Origin of the sequence: Pseudonocardia tropica (assembly GCF_040105315.1) — a bacterium.
Taxonomy (GTDB): domain Bacteria; phylum Actinomycetota; class Actinomycetes; order Mycobacteriales; family Pseudonocardiaceae; genus Pseudonocardia; species Pseudonocardia alni.
Map to the genome: position 1 here is coordinate 232,612 of NZ_JBEDNP010000004.1, position 20,969 is coordinate 253,580.

The following is a 20,969-nucleotide window of genomic DNA, read 5'->3' on the forward strand; positions in this document are numbered from 1 at the left end:
CTCACGTCCGGTGCACCACGATCCGCTGCACGGAGCGTCCGCCGCCGTGCGGGCGGCGGGGCTCCTGGCGCGCGGGCGGGGCGGCCTCCTCCAGCACCGCGACGAGCACGGCGAGCAGCCCGCCGGCGTGGGCGGCGAGCCGGGTGACCAGCTCCGACCGCTCCCCCCGCACGACGGCGATCAGCGCGCACACCGGGCAGGCGGTGCAGGAGCCGGCGTCGCCGGGGCCGGGGTCGCTCCCGCCGGCCCGCAGCGAGTCCGACATCGTCTCGGTGGCCGCACGCAGCCGGTCGAGCAGCGCCACCGCGGTGACCCGCAGGTCCTCCGGGATGCCGCCGTGATCGCCGCAGTGGGTGCCGCCCCGCGTGTCACGGCCGCTCACGAGGTCATCCAGGTGCCCGGGTCGGGCACGAAGGAGATCACCAGGCGGGCGTCGGAGCCGCGGCCCTCCAGCCGGGCGCCGGTGGCCTCGCAGCGGCGCAGGACCGACGGCAGCGAGACCACGCGCCGGGAGAACCCGATGCCGACGACCATGTCGTCGCCGACCCGGGCGAGGTCCAGCGGGGCGTCCTGCGCGCCGGGCAGCGCCACGTCGAGCTCGAACTCGGTGTCGGCGGAGACGCCGTGACCTGCGGTGCGGCGCAGCTCCATCAACGGCCGCGGCGGGGCGCCGTCGGCGGCGCCCGCGGGGTCGTCGTCGCCGTAGACCGACAGGGCCAGCTCGCGCAGCGCACCGACGCCGGTCGGCTCGGCGGCGGTGTAGCGGACCGCGGTCACCGGCACGTCCGCACCGAGCTCGCCCAGCTCGGCGAGCACGGACTGCTGCTCGGTGGCGCGTTCGCGCAGCCAGCGCGCCGCGGGCCCGCGCAGCGACGGCGGCGGGCCGGGCATCACCCGGTTCGCCAGCAGCCCGTCGACCCGCAGCTCGTGCAGGGCGAGCGCGGTCAGGGTGCGGCGGGTCTCGGCCGCGACGACCCGCTCCGGGGTCAGCACCAGCCGGATCGAGGTGCGGGAGCGGTCGGCGAGCAGGCCGCGCAGCCCGCGCAGCTGCTCGGCCAGCACCCCGAGCGCGTCGACCGTGCGGTCCCAGCCCGCGCCGTCGGCCTTGGCCCCGGCGAGCCCGGCGACCAGGCCGCGCACGGCGCGGCGGTGCGCGGGGAACAGCCGCTCCAGGTAGCCCGACAGCGCCTCGGGCAGGGTGAGCAGCCGCAGCGTCTCCGCGGTCGGCCCGCAGTCGACGACGACGACGTCGAAGCGGCCCGATTCGGCGTAGCGCTGCACCTCGACCAGCGCGAGGAGGTCCTCGACGCCGGGCAGCACGGTCAGCTCGTCGGCGACGAGCTCGTCCACCCCGGCCCCGGCGAGCATCGTGCGCAGGTGCCCCTGCAGGTCGCCCCAGGCGCCCTCGAGCAGGTGCCGGGCCTCGATGTGGGCGCCCCACAGGTTCTCGGTGACCTCGGTGGGCTCGGCGCCCAGCTCGGCGTCCAGCGCGTCGCCGAGGGAGTGCGCCGGGTCGGTGGACACGACCAGCGCGGACCGGCCGGTCCCGGCCACGTGCGCGGCCGTCGCGGCGGCCAGGGTCGTCTTGCCGACCCCGCCCTTGCCGGTGAAGAGCACGACGCGCACAGCGCGGAGCCTAACGATCGCGTCCGGGGCGCCGCCGACCGGCTCAGCCCTTCTCGACGCGGCGCTTGAGGCCCTTCAGTGCGGCGTCGATGATCACTTTCTCCGCCTTGCGACGGAGCATCCCGATCATCGGGAAGTTGACCTCGACGCTGAGCTCGTAGGTGACGGTGGTGCCGCCGGCGTCGCCGACCAGCCGGTACGCGCCGTCCTGGGCGCGCTGGATGCCGCCCTTGACCAGCGTCCAGGACACCGAGCGGTCGTCGGCGGCCCAGTCGTAGTCGAGGGTGTAGGTGTCCTTGATGGCCCCGGCGTCCATCGCGAAGCGGACCTGGCGGGCGCGGCCGTCGGCACCGGCGTCGAGGATCTCGACGCTGGTGATCTGGTCGGTCCACTCGGGATAGGACGCGAAGTCCGCGATCACCGCCATGACCCGCTCCGGCGGGGCGTCGATGTGGATCGAGGACGAGGTCGCGTCGGCCATGGCGGGAGGCTATCCGGTGGTCAGAACCGGAGCACGTAGGGCGTGCCGTGCGCGCGGAAGTGCCCGGCGTTGACGCACTCGGTGCGGCCGATCCGGGCGCGGCGGTGCAGCGGCTGGTGCACGTGTCCGAACAGGGCGTGCGACGGCTGGTCCGCCCGGATCCGCGCGGTCAGCGGGGCGCTGGCGATCTCGGCGCGGCGGGTGACGACGTCGTAGGTCAGGCCCGGGTGCGCCGGCGGGACGTGGGTGCACAGCACGTCGGCCGGGCCGAGCGCGTCCAGGCGCGCGGTCCAGTCCTCGTGGGTCGTGAAGTGCGGGCGCCAGGGGCCGGTGCGGCGCGGGTCGACCCCGGGCGGCAGCGGCACCCCGCCGAGGAAGCCGAACCGGCGACCGCCGATCTCGACCACCCGTCCGTCGGCGCGGGTGACGCCGTCGGTGTCGGGCCAGGCGTCGGGGACGTCGACGTTGCCCGGGATCGCCCACACCGGCACCCCGAGCCCGCCCAGCACCCCGAAGACCTCGGCGTACTGCGCGGCGACGGCCTCGGCGACGGCGGCGGCCGGGTCGGCGAACCGGGCCCAGGAGCGCTCCAGCAGGCCGAGCATCTGCGCGCGCGGCGCCCCGATCCGGCGCATCCGGCCGAACTCCGCGGCCACCTCGGGCCCGAGCAGCCGGGAGATGATCCCGTTGGCCGGGTCGCGGTAGTCGATGAACTCCAGCAGGTCGCCGAGCACGAGCACACCGTCGGCGCCCTCGGCGGCCCGGGCGAGGGGGCCGGTCGCGCCGTGGACGTCGGTGACGACGTGCAGCCGCACGCTCAGGCCGTCCGGTCCGGCCGGAACGCCGACGGCGCGACGCCCGCCGGGCGCCCGTCCTCCAGGCGCCGCTTGAGCGCGAAGGCGTGTGCCTTGAACGCACGGTGCCGCCGGTCGGTCTCGGCGCGCAGCCACCGGCGCCGGCGCAGCCGTCCCCCGGGCGGCGGGCCGTCCGGGTCCGCGCGCAGGAAGAAGTGCAGGACGGTGCCGTCGCCCTCCGGCTCGCACCAGACCTCCATGGTCCCGAGGAGGGCACCGGTCACGGTCCAGCGCAGCCCGGCCGGGCCCCGGTCGTGCGCCACCTCCGGGCACAGGTCCGGCCAGAACGAGGCCCAGCGCGCGGGGTCGGCGAACTCCGCCGCCACCCGCTCGCGGGGCACGGCCAGGAAGGTCTCGTCGATCACGTCGATCGCGGGCACCCGGTCAGCGTGCCACTCCGTGCGACGGCCCCGGTCACGGGTACCGTCGCGGCCCGGACAGGACCGCCGGCACCACCGACCGATCCGTTATGTCCGATTCGATGTACGTGGACCTTACTCTCCGGTAGGTTCTGCTCCGAAGTGTCGCCGCAGCCGTCGCGGCGACCGTGTTCAGCCTGTCGAGGCCGCCAGGAGGTCGATCCCCGTGCGTGAGTACAGCGTTCCCGCCGCGGTGTCCGTGGAAGACGAGGAATCGCTCTCGGACGCCGTGTTCGACAACGCCGCGCAGCACCCGTCGGACGTGCTCTACCGCCGCAAGGGCGCGGACGGGAGCTGGTCGGAGGTGACCGCCGCCGAGTTCGGCGAGCAGGTCACCCGGATCGCCGCCGGGCTGGTCGCCGCGGGCGTGCAGGCCGGGGACCGGGTCGCGCTGCTGTCGCGGACCCGGTACGAGTGGACCCTGTTCGACTACGCGATCCTCGCCGCGGGCGGGGTCACCGTCCCGATCTACGAGACGTCGTCGCCGGACCAGATCTCCTGGATCGTGTCCGACTCCGGCGCCGTCGGGATCGTGGTGGAGACCGCCGAGCACGCCGCGTCGGTCGAGAAGGTCCGCGGGGACCTGCCCGAGCTGCGCACGGTGTGGCAGATCGAGCCGGCCGCGTCGGCCCCGGACGCCCCCTCGGCGGTCGAGCAGCTGCGCGGCCTCGGCGCGGACACCCCCGACGACGTGGTGCACTCCCGGCGCGGCGGGGTGCGCGCCGACGACCTGTGCACCCTGATCTACACCTCGGGCACCACCGGTCGCCCCAAGGGCTGCGAGCTGACCCACCGCAACCTGATCGCCGAGATCCGCACGATCGCCGCGACGATCCCGCACCTGTTCGAGCCCGGGGACTCGGTGCTGCTGTTCCTGCCGCTCGCGCACGTGTTCGGCAAGGCCATCCAGTGCGGCTGCCTGTCCACGCGCACGATCGTCGGCCACTCCCCCGACGTGAAGACCCTCCTGCCCGACCTCGCGGACTTCCGGCCGACCTTCCTGCTCGCGGTGCCGCGGGTGTTCGAGAAGGTCTACAACGGCGCGCGGCTCAAGGCGCACGACGGCGGCAAGGGCAAGATCTTCGACGCGGCCGCCGACACCGCGATCGCCTACTCCGAGGCGCTCGACGCGGGCGGGCCCGGCCTGCTGCTCAAGGCCCGGCACGCGCTGTTCGACAAGCTCGTCTACGGCAAGCTGCGCGCCGCCGTCGGCGGCCGGGTCAAGGCCGCGGTGTCCGGCTCGGCGCCGCTCGGGGGCCGGCTCGGGCACTTCTTCCGCGGCGTCGGGCTGCCCGTGCTGGAGGGCTACGGCCTGACCGAGACCTCCGCGGGCATCACCCTGAACACCGTCGACGCCCAGCGCGTCGGCTCGGTGGGACGCCCGGTCCCCGGCTGCGCGGTCCGGATCGCCTCCGACGGCGAGATCATGCTGCGCGGCGACATCGTCTTCCGCGGCTACTGGAAGAACGAGGAGGCCTCGGCCGAGGCCCTGGAGTCCGACGGCTGGTTCCACTCCGGCGACATCGGCGAGCTCGACGACGGCGGCTTCCTCACGATCACCGGCCGCAAGAAGGAGATCATCGTCACCGCGGGCGGCAAGAACGTCGCCCCGGCCGTGCTCGAGGACCGGCTGCGGGCGCACCCGCTGGTCGGGCAGTGCATCGTGATCGGCGACCAGAAGCCGTTCATCTCCGCACTGGTCACCATCGACCCGGACGCCCTGCCGGGCTGGCGCGAGCGCAACGGCAAGCCCGCGGGCGACGGCAGCTCGGCCGCCGACCTCGTCGACGACCCGGAGCTGCGCGGCGAGATCGCGGCCGCGGTCGAGGACGCCAACCAGGCCGTCTCGCGGGCCGAGCAGATCCGCAAGTTCACGATCCTGCCGCACGACTTCAGCGAGGCAGGCGGCGAGCTGACGCCGACGATGAAGGTCAAGCGCAAGGTCGTCGTGGAGTCCTACTCCGGCGAGATCGAGGCGCTCTACGCGGGGACCACCGCCGACCGGGGCTGACCCTCCGCCGACGACCTCCTCCGGCGACGACCGGGTCGCGCCACTCAGCGCACCCCGTCGTCGCCGGTCAGGAAGCCGTGCAGGCGCGCCGCCGACGACGGCCCGCCCCAGATCCGCCGGACGCGGGCCCGCCCGGCGCGGCCCATCGCCGTCGCGCGGGCGGGGTCGGCGAGCAGGTCCGCGACCCGGTCGGCGACGGCGGCGACGTCGCGCCCCGGCACGACGTGGCCGGTCACGCCGTCCTCGACGGTCTCCGGCGCCCCGCCGGAGTCCCCCGCGACGACGGGCAGCCCCGACGCCGCGGCCTCCAGCAGCGCGATCCCCAGCCCCTCGACGTCGAGCCCGCCCAGGTGGGTGCGGCACGGCAGGGCGAACACGTCCCCGGCGGCGTGGTGCGCGGGGAGTTCGGCGGCCGGGACCCCGCCGGTGAGCACCACGGCGTCGGTCACCCCGGCGCGTGCCGCCAGTGTGCGCAGCCGGTCCCGGTAGGGTCCGCCGCCGACGAGCAGCAGCCGGGCGCCCGGCACCCGGCGGCGGATCCGGGGCAGCGCCGCGACCAGCACGTCCTGGCCCTTGCGCGGCACCAGCCGGGACACGCACGTCACCACCGGTGCGCCGCCGAGCCGGTACCGGGCCCGGAGCGCGGCGCGGGCGTCCGGGTCGGGCGCGAAGCGGACGGTGTCCACCGGGGGCGGCAGGACCTCCAGCGCCGCGTCCGGGCCGAGCGCGCCGGCGAGCCGGCCGCGGGTCCAGCGCGAGACCGTGGTGACGACGTCGGCGTCCCGGCCGATCCGGTGCAGCGCCCGGCGCGCGCCGGGCAGCATCGACCAGCCGACCTCGTGGCCGTGCGTGGTGGCGACGACCCGCTCCACCCCGGCCCGGCGGCGCAGGTACGGGCCGAGCAGCCCCAGCGGCGCGGCCGCGCCGAACCAGACGGTCCCGGCGTCGTGCTCGCGGGCCAGCTCCGCGGCGCGCCGGGCGACCTCGGGGACCGGCAGCATCAGCGACGACCGGTGCCGGTGCACCGGGAACGGCAGGGTGGCGTCGTGGGCGTCGGCGCCGCGCCAGGCGGGCGCGTGGACCGCGAGCGAGTCCGGCGGGAGCGCGCGGGCGAGGTCGGACAGGTAGGACTGGATGCCGCCGCGCCGGGGCGGGAAGTCGTTGGTCACCAGCAGCGTGCGCGCCACGGACGGCGACGCTAGTCCCCGGCGGGGCGCCGGCCGCCGGTGGTCACCGGCGGACCGGGCGGCGGGGGGTCGGGACGGCGGCTCCGCACGCGCGCTGCGCGTCGGGGATGCGGGCCGCCGACCGACACTCCGGGGAGCGGACGAGTTCCGCGTCCTCACCGTCGCGTGACCGGAACGGTCGCCCGCCGGGACGCCGCTGCTCCGTACGAGTGGTGGTGGTCGCTCCACGGCACAGCTGGTGAGGATGTCGTGCTGTTCAGGTGAACGAGCGCGGCGGCCCGCGGTGACGGTCCGGCCCGGATCTCCTCCGGCGCGGCCATTCTGTCGGACCCCTCCCCTAGCGTCCGCGGTGCTCGACCACCTCGGGTCCGACGAAGGAGGAGCCATGATCGTCGACTGCGATCGCTGCGAGGTCCGCGGTGCCGCGTGCGGTGCCTGCGTCATCGGGGTGCTGCTGGAGGTCCCGGAGGACGACCGGCCGATCCCCTACCTTCCCGTCGACCTGCCGGCCGGCACGGTCGCCACGACCGCCGCCCCGGTGGAGTTCGCGGAGCCGGAGCGCCGGGCGCTGCAGGTGCTGGCCGAGGGGGGCCTCATCCCGCACCTGCGCCTGGTCGAGCCGGGCGCACCGATGCCCGGTCGAGCCGGACGTTCGGCGCTGCCGATGCCGGTGGTCCCACCGGCCGGGCACGGGCCCCGGCACCGTGACGTGGGGTGAGCGCTCAGCCGCCGAGGCGGCGCAGCAGCACCGCGGAGGCCACGGTGTGCGCCCCCCGGCGGCGCACCGAGCGCACGATCTCCTGGTCCGACGTCGCGACCAGCAGCGGCCGGCCCGCCGGCTCGGCGGCGACGAGGTCGCGGACGACGTCGTCGGCGATCACCCCGGCGTCGCTGAACAGCACCCGCACCCCGCGGCTGCCGCGCACCGGCGCGGCGATCACGGCGGCCCCGTCGAACACCACGGTGATCTCGGCCCCGGTGCGGGCACCCAGCGCGCCGAGCTGGGCCACCAGGCGGGATCGCTGGTCGGCCAGCGGCAGATCCGGGTAGCCGGTCTTGCTGACGTTGTAGCCGTCGACGATGAGGTGCACCGACGGCACGGTCAGCAGCGCGTCCAGCGCGGCCAGCCCGTCGACGGGGGCCGCGACGCGCGCGCCGGTCCCGCGGTCGCCCGTGCCCGCGACGAGGTCCGCCGGCCGCGGTCCGCCCGCGCCGACGTCGAGCTCGCGGCGCAGACCCGAGATCGCGCCGCTGACGGTGTCGAGCAGCAGCTCCAGGCGCACCTCGTCACCGCGACGGGCCTCGCGGGCGGCCTGGCGGGCGGCGGCGACCTGACCGGCCGCGGCGTCGGCCCGGCGGCGTTCCCGGTCGGCGCGCTCGCGCTCGGCGGCGGTCTCGGCGCGGGAGCGGGCGAGCTCGTCGTCGACGCCGCCGCGCAGCCGCGCGACCTCCTCCTCCAGCTCGGTGCGGGCGTCGAGTGCGGCGCGCAGCCGGGCACCCTGATCACTGACCCGGCGGCGCATCTGCTGGTACTCGGTCTGCCGCTCGCCGACGAGCGCGCGGGCCCGCTCCCGTTCCTCGACCAGCTCGGCCCGGGCGCGTTCGAGCTCGGCGGTGAGCTTGTCGACCTTGGCCAGGGCCTCGTCGCGCTCGGCGCGCAGGTTCGCCAGGTCCGCGCTCTGCCCCACCTCGGCGACCCGCCGGTGCGCGAGCGGATCGGCGGTGAGCAGTGCGACCGCGGCCGCGTCGAGCTTGTCGACGGGTGCGGGCAGCGGCCCTGCCCCCTCGGCCGCTCCGGCTCCGGCTCCGGCTCCGGCTCCGGCTCCGGCTCCGGCTCCGGCTCCGGACGAGGTGACCGCACCGGGGTCGGCGGGTGCACCCGCGGTCGGCGCTCCCTCCTCGGGCGTGTCACCGGTTCCGGACCGCGGATCCGCGACGGACCCGACCTCCGCGGCGGGGATCGTCCCGTCCACCGGTGATCCGGCTGCGCGCTGCGCCGCGGGACGAGCGGACGGGCCGGCCCCCTCCGCGGCTCCGGTGTCCCCGGTGGGTGCACCGGGTCCGCCAGGGGGCACGGGCGGGCCGCCGGCGGACCGCGCCGGGGAGGGTTCGGGCAGCTCCAGCTCACCGGGCCGGTTCTCGGCCCACCAGGCCACCACGGCCGCCCGGAACGCCGCGTCCTGCTGCAGCCGGGCCACCAGCACCTGACCGCCGAGACGGGCCCGCTTGGCGGGGGTGAACCGGGCGAAGCGGCGCAGCGGGGTGGGGACGTCCCCTTGCGGCAGCCCGCCCAGCGCGGTGCCCGCGATCTCCGCGAGTCGGGCACGCAACGGGGCGGGCAGCTCCGGCCAGTCGCCCCCGGCCGGGTCGGCGGCGCACGACGGGGCCCCGGAGCACGTGGGCTCCGGTCGCTCCGAGTCGTCGTGCGCCATCGGTCCAGGTTATCCCCGTCCGCCCCGGATCGCCGTCGGCGTGGCCGTCCGCACCCGTGACGTCCCCGATCGGTGTCGGCGCCCCGCTCGCACGGGCGCGGGCCGGGTGTTCGAACATACTGTCGGACCCCACGGCTACGGTGCGGGGTGTGACCTCCTGCTCCCCGCAGCTCACCTTCGACGAGCTGGGCACGCCGCTGCGCGACGTCACCTTCTGTGTGGTGGACCTGGAGACCACCGGCGGCAGCCACCGGACCGACGCCATCACCGAGGTCGGTGCCGTCGCGGTGCGCGGCGGCAGCCGGATCTCCGAGCTCGGCACCCTCGTCGACCCGGGCGTGCGGGTCCCGGCCGACATCACCCGGCTGACCGGCATCACGAACGCGATGCTGCACGACGCGCCACCGCTGGGCGCGGTCCTGCCCTCGGTGCTCGACATGCTCCGCGGCTCGGTGCTGGTGGCGCACAACGCCCCGTTCGACACGGGGTTCCTCAGGGCCGCCTGCGAGCGCCTCGAACGCCCCTGGCCCGGTCCGCCGGTCCTGTGCACCGCCCGGCTCGCCCGGGCCGTGCTCCCGCACGCCGAGTGCCCCAGCGTGAAGCTGGGCACGCTGGCCCGGCACTTCGGCTGCGCCACCACCCCGGACCACCGGGCGCTGACCGACGCCCGGGCGACCGTCGAGGTGCTGCACCACCTGCTGGAGCGGATCGGGAACCTCGGCGTGCAGAGTCTGGAGGAGCTGCTGCAGCTCGTCCGTGACCGGGCCCCGCACCGGCCCACCGCCACCCAGCGCCGCCGCAGGCACCTGGCGAACGACGTGCCCTCCGAGCCCGGGGTGTACCTCTTCCGGGGTGGCGACGGCCAGGTGCTCTACGTCGGCACCAGCGGCGACCTGCACCGGCGGGTGCGGTCGTACTTCACGGCCGGGGAGAAGCGCCGCCGGGTCCGCGACATGCTCGCCCGCGCCGAGAAGGTCGACACGGTGGTCTGCGCGCACGCCCTGGAGGCCTCGGTGCGCGAGCTGGCGCTCATCGCGGCGCACCGGCCGCCGTACAACCGGCGCTCGCGCAACCCCGGCCGGGCCTACTGGGTGGTGCCGACGGCGGAGGCGTTCCCGCGGCTGTCGGTCGTCGCCACCCCGCGGGCAGGTGCACTGGGCCCGTTCGGGTCGCAGCGGGCCGCGACCGACGTGCTCGACGCGGCGCTGGACGCGCTGCCGCTGCGCCGGTGCACGATCCGCATCCCCGCCCGGAACCCGTCGGCGACGCCGTGCGCGCTGCACGAGCTGGGCCGCTGCGCCGCCCCGTGCGCCGGTCTGCAGCCCGCCGAGGACTACGCGCCCGCCGTGCACGCCTGGGGCGACCTCGTCGCGGGGCGGGACGACGGCCCGCTGCGGGTGCTGGCCGCCGAGGTCGACGACCGGTCCGCCGGCGGGCGGTACGAGGCGGCCGCACGGGCCCGGGACCGGCTGGTCACGCTGGCCGCCGGGGTCGACCGGGGCGGCACCCTGGCCGCGCTCGCGGGGATCGACGAGCTGGTCGGTGCCCGGCCCGACGGGCGGGGCGGCTGGGAGCTCGCCGTCCTGCGCCACGGACGGCTCGCCGCGGCGGGCAACGCCCCGCGCGGGGTGCGGCCGATGCCGGTCGTCGAGGCGCTGCGGACCGGCGCGCAGACGGTCCTTCCCGGCGACGGGCCGCTGCGCGGGGCGCCGTCGGAGGAGGTCCGGATCCTGCACCGCTGGCTCACCACCGGCGGGACCCGGCTGGTGTACTGCGACCCGCCGTGGACGGAGCCGGCGCGGGGCGGGGGCGCCTGGCGGGAGTGGGCCGACCGGGCCCGGGAAGCGTCGCACCGCACCGGTGACCGTTCCCCGGACGAGCCCGCGGGGGTCTGAGGCCGGCGACCCGCGGTTCCCCCGGACGGCGCCGCCGGGCGAGGCCCCCGTGGCGGACGCCCGGGACGCGATGCCCGACCGTGCGCCGCCCGCGCACGACGGCGGCCCCGCCACCAACGTACGACGGCGGCCCCGCCCTCCGGGACACATGACGGCGGCCCCGCCGGAGACCGTGTCTCCGGCGGGGCCGCCGTCGGGTGCTTCCGGGCCGTGCTCAGTCGCGCGGCTGCTGCGGACGACCACCGTCGTCCGGGCGGCCCGCGAGTTCACCACTCCGGGACTCCAGCTCCGCCTGCGCCTCGTGACGCCGGCGGGACTCCTCGAGCTCCTGCTCGTGGGCCTCGTGGCGGGCCGCGGCCAGCGCACGGGACTCCTCGACGGGGTCCGGCGTGAGCAGCGAACCGGAGACCGGCTCACCGGCGAGGCCGAGCTGGTTCATACGCTTGGGCACCGAGGCGCCCTGGTACTCCAGCGGGATGGCGTGACCGTGCGCGTCGACGCCGCCCAGCGGCTGGTGCACCTCGATGAACTCACCGTGCGGGAGCCGCTTGATGATGCCGGTCTCGATGCCGTGCTCCAGCACCGCGCGGTCCGACCGCTGCAGACCGATGCACCAGCGGTAGGCCACCCAGTACACGATCGGCGGCACGACGAGCAGGCCGATGCGGCCGGCCCACGTGGTCGCGTTCAGCGAGATGTGGAAGAAGTACGAGATCCAGTCGTTGAACCCGCACATCACGAGCCACAGGTAGAACGAGATCGCCATGGCGCCGAGCGCGGTCCGGACCGGGACGTCGCGCGGACGCTGCAGCAGGTTGTGGATCGCGTCGTCACCGGTGAAGCGCCGCTCGATGGCCGGGTAGGCCCCGGCGAGGACGAACAGGACCGGCAGGAAGCCCGCGGTCGGGATGAACGCCGCCGGGATCGTGTACGTCCCGAACAGGTAGAACTCCCACGGCGGGAAGATCCGGCCCATGCCCTCGGACCACAGCATGTAGAAGTCCGGCTGCGACCCGGCGGAGATGTGCGAGGCGTCGTACGGGCCGAGGTGCCAGATGGGGTTCATCTGGAACAGGCCCGAGATCAGCGTCAGCACACCGGCGACGACGAAGAAGAACGCGCCGCCCTTCGCCGCGAACTGCGGCATGATCCGCACGCCGACGACGTTGTTCTCGGTCCGGCCGGGGCCGGGGAACTGGGTGTGCTTCTGGTACCACACCAGGCCGAGGTGCACGGCGATCAGCGCGAGGATGATGCCGGGCAGGATCAGCACGTGGATGATGTAGAGCCGCGGGATGATCTCGGTCCCGGGGAACTCGCCGCCGAACAGCGCCCAGTGCACCCAGGTGCCCATGATCGGCACGGTCAGCGTGATGCCCGAGGCGATCCGCAGCCCGACGCCCGAGAGCAGGTCGTCCGGCAGGGAGTAGCCGGTGAAGCCGGCGAAGGTGCCCAGCAGGATCAGGACGATGCCGATGGTCCAGTTGGCCTCACGCGGCTTGCGGAACGCGCCGGTGAAGAACACCCGGAACATGTGGATGATCATCGCCGCGACGAAGAGCAGCGCCGCCCAGTGGTGCAGCTGGCGCATGAACAGGCCGCCGCGGACCTCGAGCGAGATCTCCAGCGCGGACTCGTAGGCCCGCGACATGTGGACGCCGCGCAGCGGGTCGTAGGGCCCGTTGTAGACGACCTCCTGCATGGAGGGGTCGAAGAACAGCGCCAGGTAGGTCCCCGACAGCAGCACGATGATGAAGCTGTACAGGGCGATCTCGCCCAGCATGAACGACCAGTGGGTCGGGAAGACCTTGTTGAACTGCTTCCGGAGCCCTCCCGCCGCGTGGTAGCGCTGGTCCGCCTGGTCGAGGGCCGCGCCGCCCTTGGCGGCGAGGCCCCCCGAGGAGGTGGTGGGTGTCGTGATCGAACTCATGTCGTCTTCGGCCTCTCCCAGAACGCGGGTCCGACGGGCTCCACGAAGTCGCTGCGGGCGACGAAGAAGCCCTCCTCGTTCACCGTGATCGGCAGCTGAGGCAACGGCCGGGCGGCCGGCCCGAAGACGGGCTCGGCGTCCTGCGTGGCCAGGAACTGCGACTGGTGGCACGGGCAGAGAATGCGGTTGTCCTGCGCCTGGAACAGCGAGGTCGGGCACCCGAGGTGGGTGCAGACCTTCGACCAGGCGTAGAAGTCACCATAGTTGAAGTTCTCCTGACCGGGGCGCTTGGTGACCTCGGTCCCGGGGCGGAGACGGATGAGCATGACCGGCGCGTCCGAGGCACGCTGCGCGTGCAGCAGCTCCTCCTCGTTGCCCCGCTCGCTCTCGCGGTACGGGAAGACGGTCATCATCGCACCCGGCTCCATGTCCTCGGGTCGCACACGGGCGATCTCGGACAGGATACCCGTGTCGGTGCGCAGGTACACCGTCTCGCCGTTCTCCGGACGCCAGCCGGTGTGCCACAGCGGGGCGTCGTCGCCCTCGGCCCACGGGTTCCGGATGATGCCGCCGAGCGCGACGACACCGGTGCCGATACCGGCCACGGCCGCGGCCAGACCGGCACTGCGGATGATCAGCTTGCGACGGCCGATCGTGGTGCCCTTGCCCGCGTCGGCGACCTGGGCCAGGAAGGTGGCGCGGTCGACGTCGGTGGACGGGCCGTCGTGACGCTGCTGTACCGCGGTCTCGTCGGGGAACAGCTTCTTCACCATCTGGATGACCGCGATGCCGATGGAGAGCACCGAGAACCCGAAGGTGAAGCCGATGACCGGGGTGTACAGGTTGTAGAGCGCGTGGCCGGGCTCGCCGACGTTGACGTACTCCCACGGCCACGCGATGAACGCGACCACGAAGGCGATCATGGAGACCGCCGAGATGACGAACCACAGCGCGACCGAACGCTCGGCGCGCTTCTCCGCGCGGGTCCCCGGGATCGGGAACGCCGGCGTGTTGTGCACGACCTCGACCTCGTCGAGCTCACCGGCCAGACGGGCCAGCTGCTCGGGCGACATCGCGTCGAGCTCCTCCTTGGTCGGACGACGGTCCGACCCGGTGCTGACTTCGCTGCTCAACTCTTCGCCCCCAACCAGATGGCGAACCCGACCAGACCGGACATCACGACGGCGAAGATGAAGACACCCTCGGCCGTCGGGCCGAGACCCAGCAGCGAGTAGCCGCCCGGGTCGTTGGCGTGGTTCACCGACTTGATGTACGCGATGATGTCCTGCTTCTCCTGCGGCGTGAGCTGCTGGTCGGAGAAGCGGGGCATGTTCTGCGGACCGGTCTGCATCGCGGTGTAGATCTGCTCCTCGCTGGCCGGCTCGAGCGCGGGAGCGTACTTGCCGGACGACAGCGCGCCGCCGACACCGGTGAAGTTGTGGCACGAGGCGCAGTTCAGGCGGTACAGCACGCCGCCACGGCCCGGGTCGTCGCCGCGCAGGGCCTCGCCGGTCGCGGCCGGGGTGACCGGCCCGCCGCCGTTGGCCTGCACGAACGCGCCCAGCGCCTCGAGGTTCGCCCGGCCCTCCTGGGTCTCCGGGTCGAAGATCGGCAGCGGGTGCTTGCGGGCCGCCTGGGCCTCCTGGCGCGCCATCGGCATACGCCCCGAGGACACCTGGAAGTAGACCGCCGCGTCGCCGACGCCGATGAGGCTCGGGCCGCGGTTCTCGACGCCCTGCAGGTTCGCACCGTGGCAGGTGATGCAGGTGTTGTTGTAGAGCTGCTCGCCCTTGGCGATCAGCGCGGTGTCCTGCTGCGCCTGGGCGACCTGCGGCTGCGGCGCGAAGGCGGCGTAGAGGAAACCGACGGACAGCAGGCCCAGCCCGATGGCGAGGGCGCCGGCGATGCGGCGCTTCAACTTGCCGTGCGGACGGGTGCGGCCCCCGGCCTTCTCGTCCGGCCGTGCGGCCGGTGGTGGGTTCTGGTTCTCGGTCATCGCTGGGGGTCTTCCAACCTCGACGTCGTGGCGGGTGCTGTCAGGGAACGGGCGGCGCGATCGGTCAGCGGATGAAGTAGATCGTGGCGAACAGCCCGATCCACACCACGTCGACGAAGTGCCAGTAGTACGACACCACGATCGCCGCGGTGGCCTGGGCGGGTGTGAACTTGCTGAGCTTCGTACGGATGATCAGGTACACGAACGCGACCAGACCGCCGACCACGTGCAGCCCGTGGAAGCCGGTCGCCAGGTAGAAGACCGATCCGTAGGCGCTCGACGCGATCGTCGTCTCGTGCGAGGTGACCAGGGTGTAGTACTCGAAGGCCTGGCCGAGCACGAAGAACGTCCCCATCGCCAGCGTCAGTGCGTACCAGCGACGCAGCCCGAACACGTCACCACGCTCGGCGGCGAACACACCGAACTGGCAGGTGAACGAGGACGCCACGAGGACGATGGTGATCGCGAGCGCGTAGGGGACGTCGAGCTCGGTGGGCGGCGGCGGCCAGGGGCCGTCGTTCTGCGCCCGCGCGGTGAAGTACATCGCGAACAGCCCGGCGAAGAACATCAGCTCGCTGGAGAGCCAGACGATGGTGCCGATGCTGACCAGGTTGGGTCGGTTCAGCGAATGGATCCGCGCGCTGATGTTGGGTGCCGCTGTCGTCACGTCGGGCATTATGACCCGAGCCGAACTTCTACGGCTTGTCGGGATACCCCTCGACACATCACGATCGGCGAACGGACCCCGTGATCGGGAACTCTTCGCCTGGTCGGGACGACCCGGCGGCCCCGTCCCGGACCGTCGGCACGACAACGTTCGGGGGCGACGGAGGGTTCCCCTAGTATCCCCGGCGTGAGCGGACGAGCGGCAGAGATCGGCAGCGCGGCCGGATCGGTGACGGGGACCAGCACGGTGCTGGTCTACAGCCACCGTCCCGAGGTCCGTGAGAGCATCATCGAGGCGGTCGGGCGGCGGCCCGCGCCGGACGTGGGCCGGGTGCGCTGGGTGGAGGCGGCCGGCATCGCCGAGGTCCTCGCCGCCTGCGACGCCGGTGCGGCCGACCTGCTGGTCCTCGACGGCGAGGCGCAGCCGACCGGCGGGATGGGCGTGGCCAAGCAGCTGCGTCACGAGATCGTCGACTGTCCCCCGATCGTGCTGACCGTCCGCCGCCGGGACGACCGCTGGCTCGCCACCTGGTCGGAGGCGGACGCCGTGCTCGTGCACCCGCTCGACCCGATCGAGGCCGCCGAGGTGGTCGCGCAGGTCCTGCGCGACCACCGGCCCGGCACCCTGACCCAGCAGCAGTAGCGAGACAGAGGACACCTCACGTCGTGAGCGCACCCACCTGGCCCTCCGTGATCGGCCGCCTGATGCGCGGCGAGGACGTCACGGCCGACGAGGCGACCTGGGCGATGGGTCAGGTCTTCGCCGGCGAGGCGACCCCGGCGCAGCTCGCCGGGTTCCTCGTGGCGCTGCGCGCGAAGGGCGAGACGCCCGCGGAGATCTCGGGCATGGCCGACGCGATGCTCGCCCACGCGCTGCGGGTGCACGTGCCCGGCCGCTCGGTCGACGTCGTCGGCACCGGCGGGGACCAGGCGCACACGGTGAACATCTCCACGATGGCGGCGATCGTCGTCGCGGCGGCGGGTGCGCCGGTGGTCAAGCACGGCGGGCGCGCGGCGTCGTCGCAGTGCGGGACGGCCGACGTGCTGGAGGAGCTGGGCGTCGCGATCGAGCTGACCCCGTCCGCGGTCGAGCGGTGCGCCGCGGAGCTGGGGATCGCGTTCTGCTTCGCGCAGTCCTTCCACCCCGCCATGCGCTACGCCGGCGGGGTCCGTCGTGAGCTCGGCGTCCCGACCGCGATGAACCTCCTCGGGCCGCTGTCCAACCCGGCCCAGCCGGAGACCGGCCTGATCGGCTGCGCCGACCCGCGGCACGCCGCGACGATGGCCGAGGTCTTCGCCCGGCGCGGCAAGTCGGTGCTGGTGGTGCGCGGCGACGACGGGCTCGACGAGCTGACCACCACCGGGCGCAGCACCGTCTGGATCAGCGACGGCGGCACCGTCCGCGAGGAACGGCTCGACCCGGCCGACCTCGGGGTCGGCGTGGCCACCGCCGAGGACCTGCGCGGCGGCACCCGGCAGGTCAACGCCGCGGTCGTCCGCGACCTGGTGGCCGGCAAGACCGGTCCGGTGCGCGACGCCGTGCTGCTCAACGCCGCCGGGGCGCTCGCGGCGCACCGCGGGGTCGGCCCGGACCTCACCGCGTCGGTCGGGGCGGCGCTCGACGCCGTCGCCGAGGCGGTGGACTCCGGCGCGGCCGCGGACCTGCTGGCCCGCTGGGCCGCGCTGTCGACCGGCCTCGCGTCGGCCTGACCCGCGGGGCCGGGCTCAGTCGAGCCCGATGGCGAACGCGGCGTCGGTGTCGGCCTTGGAGTAGGACCGGAACGCGATGTGGGTGTCGGTCCCGACGACGCCGTCGATCCGGCTGAGCCGGCTGGCGATCACGTCGGCGAGCTGCTCGTGCTCGCGCACCTTGACGATCGCGACCAGGTCCACGTCACCGGCGCAGGAGTAGACCTCCGACACGCCGTCGAGGTCCGCGATGGCCTGCGCGGTCTCGGGGATCCGGTCGGCGGCGGTGTGCACCAGGACGATCGCGGTGATCACGGTGGGGCTCCCCCTCGGGTCAGGGTGTGGCGGGCACCGATGAGGCTAGTGGGGGCGTCCCCTGGTGGCGCAGGCCGCATCCGGTTGCTACTGTGATCGTCATGCGCACCGTCGAGCACACCCTTGCTCCGGCCGCAGCGCTGCCCGCACGACTTCTCGCGGTAGTAGCACTGCGCGTCGGCTGATCCAGGCCGCCGACGCGCCCGCGCCGCAATCCCGGCGCTTCCCTCCCGCACACCGCGGTGAGGATCTACGAGACCTGGCTCGCGTTCCCGCTTCTCTCTCGCGCAACGCATGGAGCCACACGATCATGAGCATCACCGCCGACCGTCCCACCACCACCTTCTCCTTCCCCACCGGTTCCGGTGGCGCCGCGGACATCGCGTCCCGGATGCCCCGCCGGCACACCGTCGTCACCGGCGACGGGATGGCCGGGGTCATGCAGATCGCCTCGGCGCTGCAGAGCTGCGGCCGCACGCTGCGCGAGTTCTGCGTCGACGTCCGTGAGGGCGTCGCCTACAGCTCGGTCACCTGCACCATGTCGATGACCCCCGACGAGGCCGACGACTTCTCCCGCGGCATGGGCGCGATGTCCTGCGTCATGGCCGTCGACCCGTACTGAGCCGCGCGATGGCCGCGCGGGACCGGCCCGCTACGACCGTGAGCTGCGGCTGCGGGCCGCGTCGAGCATCTCCGCCCGATCGGCGATCTTGACCCGGTCGGTGCCCCCGCGCCGCTCCCCCAGGGCGAGCTCGGCGGCGTCCAGACGCAGCCAGTCCTCCCACAGCACGGGGTCCACGCCGTAGGAGCGCATCCGCTCGACGACGGCGTCGCCACCCGGCCGCGGCGGTGTCGACAGGGTCGGAAGGTCGGCCAGCACCGACTCCGCGGTCTGGGCGCCGTCGCCCTTGTTGGTGCCGATCACCCCGGTCGGCCCGCGCTTGATCCACCCGGCCACGTAGCTGCCGCGCACCGGCTCCCCACCGAGCAGCACCCGCCCGGCCTCGTGCGGGACGGTGCCGGTGGCCGCGTCGAACGGCAGCCCCTCGATGGGCTCGCCCGCGTAGCCGATGGCCCGCACGACCAGGCCCGCCTCCAGGGTCTCCCGCTCCCCCGTGCCGCGCACGCGGCCGTCGGCGTCGGGGGCGTTGCGTTCGATCTCGACGGCGCCGACCCGGCCGGTGCCGTCGTCGACGAGCCGGACCGGGGACCGCAGGAACCGCAGGTGGATCCGCCGGGGCGCGCCGGTGGAGGACCGGCCGGCCCACTCGGTGAGCATCTCGATGTTCTGGCGCATCCGGCGTTCCTCCGGCTCGGCCACGCCCGCGGCGAGCAGGCCGTCGTCGTGCACCACGACGTCGACGTCGTCCAGGCCGCCGAGACCGCGCAGCTCGGCGGGGGTGAACTTCACGTGCAGCGGGTCGCGCCGGACCAGCACGTGCACGTCGGTGACCGCGCTCGCCCGCAGCGCGTCGAGCACCGCGTCGTGCGCGTCGGTGGCGGCGAGGTCGTCGGCGGGGCGGGCCAGGACCCGCGCGACGTCGACGGCGACGTTCCCGGCGCCGACCACGACCGCGCCGGGGCGGTCGAGCAGCGGGCCGGGGCCCACCGCGTCGGGGTGCCCGCAGTACCAGGACACGAACGCACCGGACCCGACCGAGCCCGCGAGGTCCTCCCCCGGGACGCCGAGGTCGCGGTCGACCGCGCTGCCCGTCGCGTGCACGACGGCGTGGTAGTGCTCCCGCAGCGCCTCCCCGGGGATGCCACCGGGGCCGACGTGGACGTTGCCGAGGAACCGGACGCGGTCGCTGTCGTCGAAGGTCCGCACCAGCGCGCGGATGACCGACTTCATCTTCACGTGGTCGGGGGCGACGCCGTAGCGGACGAGACCGTAGGGCGCGGGCAGCCGGTCGATCACGTCGACGTGCACCGACGGGTCACCCGCCAGCAGCGCCTCGGCCGTGTACAGGCCGGACGGTCCGGACCCGATGACGGCGATCCGGTGGGGTCGTGGGGCGGGGACCTGCGGGGTCGACACGTGCGCACCTCCGAGCCGGGGACGGTGACGACGCTAACAGCGATGACCCGTCCGGGCGATCATCGGCGCAGCGCGGTGCCGACGGCGCGCACCGCGGTCCCCCGACCGCGACCTCGTCGTCGAGGTGCAGCAGGGTCGGCTCGGCGCGCAGCCACCGGGCCTCCGCGGCGGGGACGCCGGCGTGATCGAGCCGCAGGTCCACGGGGGCGCGCCGGCGGCGAGCCGGGCGGTGGACGACACGAGGTGGCCCGGTCCGGCGTCGGCGAGCAGCGCCGGGAGCCGTATGCGATCCCGGGGCCGGTCCGGGGCCGGTCCGCCGCGGCGGTGTCGGCCCGGTCATGATCCCGTCGTGCGTCACGCCGGGGGTGCGCCCGGGCCCGGGTCCCGGTACCAGGCGGCGAGGCGGCCGGCCTCGTCGTCGACGGCGCGCCGGTCGGCGGCCGCGAGCGGGACGAAGGGCGCGGTGACGACCCGGCCGTCGCGGTGCCCCCAGGTGCCCGCGACCCGGCCGTGCAGCAGGAAGGTCGGTGCCGACCGCGGGCGGTTCGTCGCGAACACGTGGTGGCGGTGCCCGGCGGGCACGATCCCGGTCGCCGCGGCGTGCCCGAGCAGCAGCACCGCGTCGTAGGGACCGAGGAAGCGCACCGGCAGCGGGGTGCCGGGCCCGGGCAGCGGGGCGCGCTTCACGTCGAGCAGCGCGGTGCCGTCCTCGGCGGCGAACGGGCGCAGGTCCTCCCCCGCCAGGGCGGCGCGGGCGACGCCGACCGGCCAGCCGGCGAACCGCGCGACGTCCGGCGCGGACGCGGGCCCGAAGGCCCGCAGGTAGCGGCGGGCCAGCGCGGCCCGCGCCGCGGCGGGGTCGGGCTCCGGGCCGGGTGCGGCGAGGCCGTAGACGTGGGCGCGCGGGGTCGCCCAGGTGCCCGCGGGCGGGACCCGCACGAGCCCGACCCAGTGCTGCACGCCGGGGAACACACCCGCGGGCAGGCCCGCGTCGGCGAGTGCGGCGGTGATCTCGGCGTGCCGGCGCGGCCCGTCGGCCAGCAGCCCGCCGACGACGCGTGCGGCGGCTGTCATGTCGGCGCCGGTGACGTCGCGGCGCAGCCGCAGCCAGTCCGCGCGCTGCTCGGCGCGGACGGCGGCGGTGAAGACCGGGTGGTCGCGGCGGCTGAACATGTGGATGGTCGAGCGCATCGCCCAGGCCTGTACGACCCGTCCGTCGTGCAGCATCGCGGTCAGCGTGGCCCGGTCGAACCCGCGCAGCCGCGACCAGAGCCCCAAATACCCCGAGGGGGCGTGCTGGGTCTGCAGCCCGCCGGTCCGTTCGAGGGCACGCGGCACCGAGAGGCCGGCCCGCTCGGTGAGGAGCTGGCGGGCCAGCAGCGCCCGGAGCCGGTCGTCGGGGGTGAGGACGCGCACCCCGGCAGTGTGCC

Annotated in this window: 20 protein-coding genes; 6 read left to right on the plus strand and 14 right to left on the minus strand. The window is 74.9% G+C overall.

What is annotated here, in order from left to right; all coding sequences use genetic code 11:
* Window position 1 precedes the first annotated feature (1 nt).
* Genes WHI96_RS08940 through WHI96_RS08960 form a run of 5 tightly spaced genes read right to left on the minus strand, consistent with a single transcriptional unit; the run spans window position 2 to window position 3,341 of the window.
* Complete coding sequence (locus tag WHI96_RS08940) at window positions 2–382, minus strand: hypothetical protein (protein ID WP_251785134.1); 381 nt, start codon at window positions 380–382, stop codon at window positions 2–4.
* Window positions 379–1,626 carry an ArsA family ATPase gene (locus WHI96_RS08945; protein WP_345652279.1) on the minus strand — a complete coding sequence of 416 codons (1,248 nt, stop codon included), beginning with the start codon at window positions 1,624–1,626 and terminating at the stop codon, window positions 379–381. The genes WHI96_RS08940 and WHI96_RS08945 overlap by 4 nt, the downstream gene beginning before the upstream one ends.
* A gap of 43 nt (window positions 1,627–1,669) precedes the next feature.
* Window positions 1,670–2,107, minus strand: a complete 438-nt coding sequence (locus WHI96_RS08950) for an SRPBCC family protein (protein WP_020623841.1) — start codon at window positions 2,105–2,107, stop codon at window positions 1,670–1,672.
* A gap of 20 nt (window positions 2,108–2,127) precedes the next feature.
* Entirely contained in the window at window positions 2,128–2,922 is a 795-nt protein-coding gene (locus WHI96_RS08955) for a metallophosphoesterase family protein (protein WP_345652276.1), read from the minus strand.
* A 2-nt stretch (window positions 2,923–2,924) separates the two neighbouring features.
* Window positions 2,925–3,341, minus strand: a complete 417-nt coding sequence (locus tag WHI96_RS08960) for a polyketide cyclase / dehydrase and lipid transport (RefSeq protein ID WP_345652273.1) — start codon at window positions 3,339–3,341, stop codon at window positions 2,925–2,927.
* Between the two features lie 205 nt (window positions 3,342–3,546).
* Here WHI96_RS08960 and WHI96_RS08965 point away from each other — a divergent pair, with 205 nt between their 5' ends.
* Complete coding sequence (locus WHI96_RS08965; protein ID WP_345652271.1) at window positions 3,547–5,391, plus strand: AMP-dependent synthetase/ligase; 1,845 nt, start codon at window positions 3,547–3,549, stop codon at window positions 5,389–5,391.
* A 44-nt stretch (window positions 5,392–5,435) separates the two neighbouring features.
* On the opposite strand, the gene WHI96_RS08970 is transcribed toward WHI96_RS08965, so the two are convergent.
* Window positions 5,436–6,578, minus strand: a complete 1,143-nt coding sequence (locus WHI96_RS08970) for a glycosyltransferase family 4 protein (RefSeq protein WP_345652268.1) — start codon at window positions 6,576–6,578, stop codon at window positions 5,436–5,438.
* 385 nt (window positions 6,579–6,963) lie between these two features.
* Here WHI96_RS08970 and WHI96_RS08975 point away from each other — a divergent pair, with 385 nt between their 5' ends.
* Window positions 6,964–7,296: a hypothetical protein gene (locus tag WHI96_RS08975; RefSeq protein WP_345652265.1), complete on the plus strand. Its 333-nt coding sequence runs from the start codon at window positions 6,964–6,966 to the stop codon at window positions 7,294–7,296.
* Window positions 7,297–7,300: 4 nt separating this feature from the next.
* On the opposite strand, the gene WHI96_RS08980 is transcribed toward WHI96_RS08975, so the two are convergent.
* On the minus strand, window positions 7,301–9,010 hold the full coding sequence (locus WHI96_RS08980; RefSeq protein ID WP_345652262.1) for an NYN domain-containing protein: 1,710 nt from the start codon (window positions 9,008–9,010) through the stop codon (window positions 7,301–7,303).
* Between the two features lie 149 nt (window positions 9,011–9,159).
* Between WHI96_RS08980 and WHI96_RS08985 the strand changes: the two genes are divergently transcribed.
* Window positions 9,160–10,905, plus strand: a complete 1,746-nt coding sequence (locus tag WHI96_RS08985) for a DEDD exonuclease domain-containing protein (RefSeq protein ID WP_345652259.1) — start codon at window positions 9,160–9,162, stop codon at window positions 10,903–10,905.
* A 214-nt stretch (window positions 10,906–11,119) separates the two neighbouring features.
* Here the strand turns inward: WHI96_RS08985 and qcrB are convergent, their stop codons facing one another.
* The 4 genes from qcrB to ctaE all read right to left on the minus strand — a co-directional run bounded on the left by qcrB (window position 11,120) and on the right by ctaE (window position 15,507).
* Window positions 11,120–12,835: a cytochrome bc1 complex cytochrome b subunit gene (gene qcrB / locus WHI96_RS08990; protein ID WP_345652257.1), complete on the minus strand. Its 1,716-nt coding sequence runs from the start codon at window positions 12,833–12,835 to the stop codon at window positions 11,120–11,122.
* Window positions 12,832–13,968 carry a cytochrome bc1 complex Rieske iron-sulfur subunit gene (qcrA, locus tag WHI96_RS08995; protein WP_345652254.1) on the minus strand — a complete coding sequence of 379 codons (1,137 nt, stop codon included), beginning with the start codon at window positions 13,966–13,968 and terminating at the stop codon, window positions 12,832–12,834. The genes qcrB and qcrA overlap by 4 nt, the downstream gene beginning before the upstream one ends.
* Window positions 13,965–14,831, minus strand: a complete 867-nt coding sequence (gene qcrC / locus WHI96_RS09000; RefSeq protein WP_345652251.1) for a cytochrome bc1 complex diheme cytochrome c subunit — start codon at window positions 14,829–14,831, stop codon at window positions 13,965–13,967. The genes qcrA and qcrC overlap by 4 nt, the downstream gene beginning before the upstream one ends.
* Window positions 14,832–14,895: 64 nt before the next feature.
* The gene (gene ctaE, locus WHI96_RS09005; protein ID WP_062396094.1) at window positions 14,896–15,507 is read right to left on the minus strand and encodes an aa3-type cytochrome oxidase subunit III; all 612 of its coding nucleotides are present in this window, start codon (window positions 15,505–15,507) and stop codon (window positions 14,896–14,898) included.
* A 237-nt stretch (window positions 15,508–15,744) separates the two neighbouring features.
* Between ctaE and WHI96_RS09010 the strand changes: the two genes are divergently transcribed.
* Entirely contained in the window at window positions 15,745–16,140 is a 396-nt protein-coding gene (locus WHI96_RS09010) for a response regulator transcription factor (RefSeq protein ID WP_425571713.1), read from the plus strand.
* A gap of 23 nt (window positions 16,141–16,163) precedes the next feature.
* Window positions 16,164–17,207, plus strand: coding sequence for an anthranilate phosphoribosyltransferase (gene trpD / locus WHI96_RS09015; protein WP_345652245.1), 1,044 nt, complete (start codon window positions 16,164–16,166; stop codon window positions 17,205–17,207).
* Window positions 17,208–17,222: 15 nt separating this feature from the next.
* On the opposite strand, the gene WHI96_RS09020 is transcribed toward trpD, so the two are convergent.
* Window positions 17,223–17,501 carry an Lrp/AsnC family transcriptional regulator gene (locus WHI96_RS09020; protein WP_345652242.1) on the minus strand — a complete coding sequence of 93 codons (279 nt, stop codon included), beginning with the start codon at window positions 17,499–17,501 and terminating at the stop codon, window positions 17,223–17,225.
* A gap of 310 nt (window positions 17,502–17,811) precedes the next feature.
* Here WHI96_RS09020 and WHI96_RS09025 point away from each other — a divergent pair, with 310 nt between their 5' ends.
* Window positions 17,812–18,123 carry a hypothetical protein gene (locus WHI96_RS09025; protein ID WP_062396096.1) on the plus strand — a complete coding sequence of 104 codons (312 nt, stop codon included), beginning with the start codon at window positions 17,812–17,814 and terminating at the stop codon, window positions 18,121–18,123.
* A gap of 30 nt (window positions 18,124–18,153) precedes the next feature.
* Here the strand turns inward: WHI96_RS09025 and WHI96_RS09030 are convergent, their stop codons facing one another.
* Both WHI96_RS09030 and WHI96_RS09035 read right to left on the minus strand, forming a co-directional pair.
* A complete protein-coding gene (locus tag WHI96_RS09030; protein WP_345652237.1) occupies window positions 18,154–19,539 on the minus strand; it encodes an FAD-dependent oxidoreductase in 1,386 nt (461 codons plus the stop codon).
* A 354-nt stretch (window positions 19,540–19,893) separates the two neighbouring features.
* Complete coding sequence (locus tag WHI96_RS09035; protein WP_345652234.1) at window positions 19,894–20,955, minus strand: winged helix DNA-binding domain-containing protein; 1,062 nt, start codon at window positions 20,953–20,955, stop codon at window positions 19,894–19,896.
* Window positions 20,956–20,969: the final 14 nt, after the last annotated feature.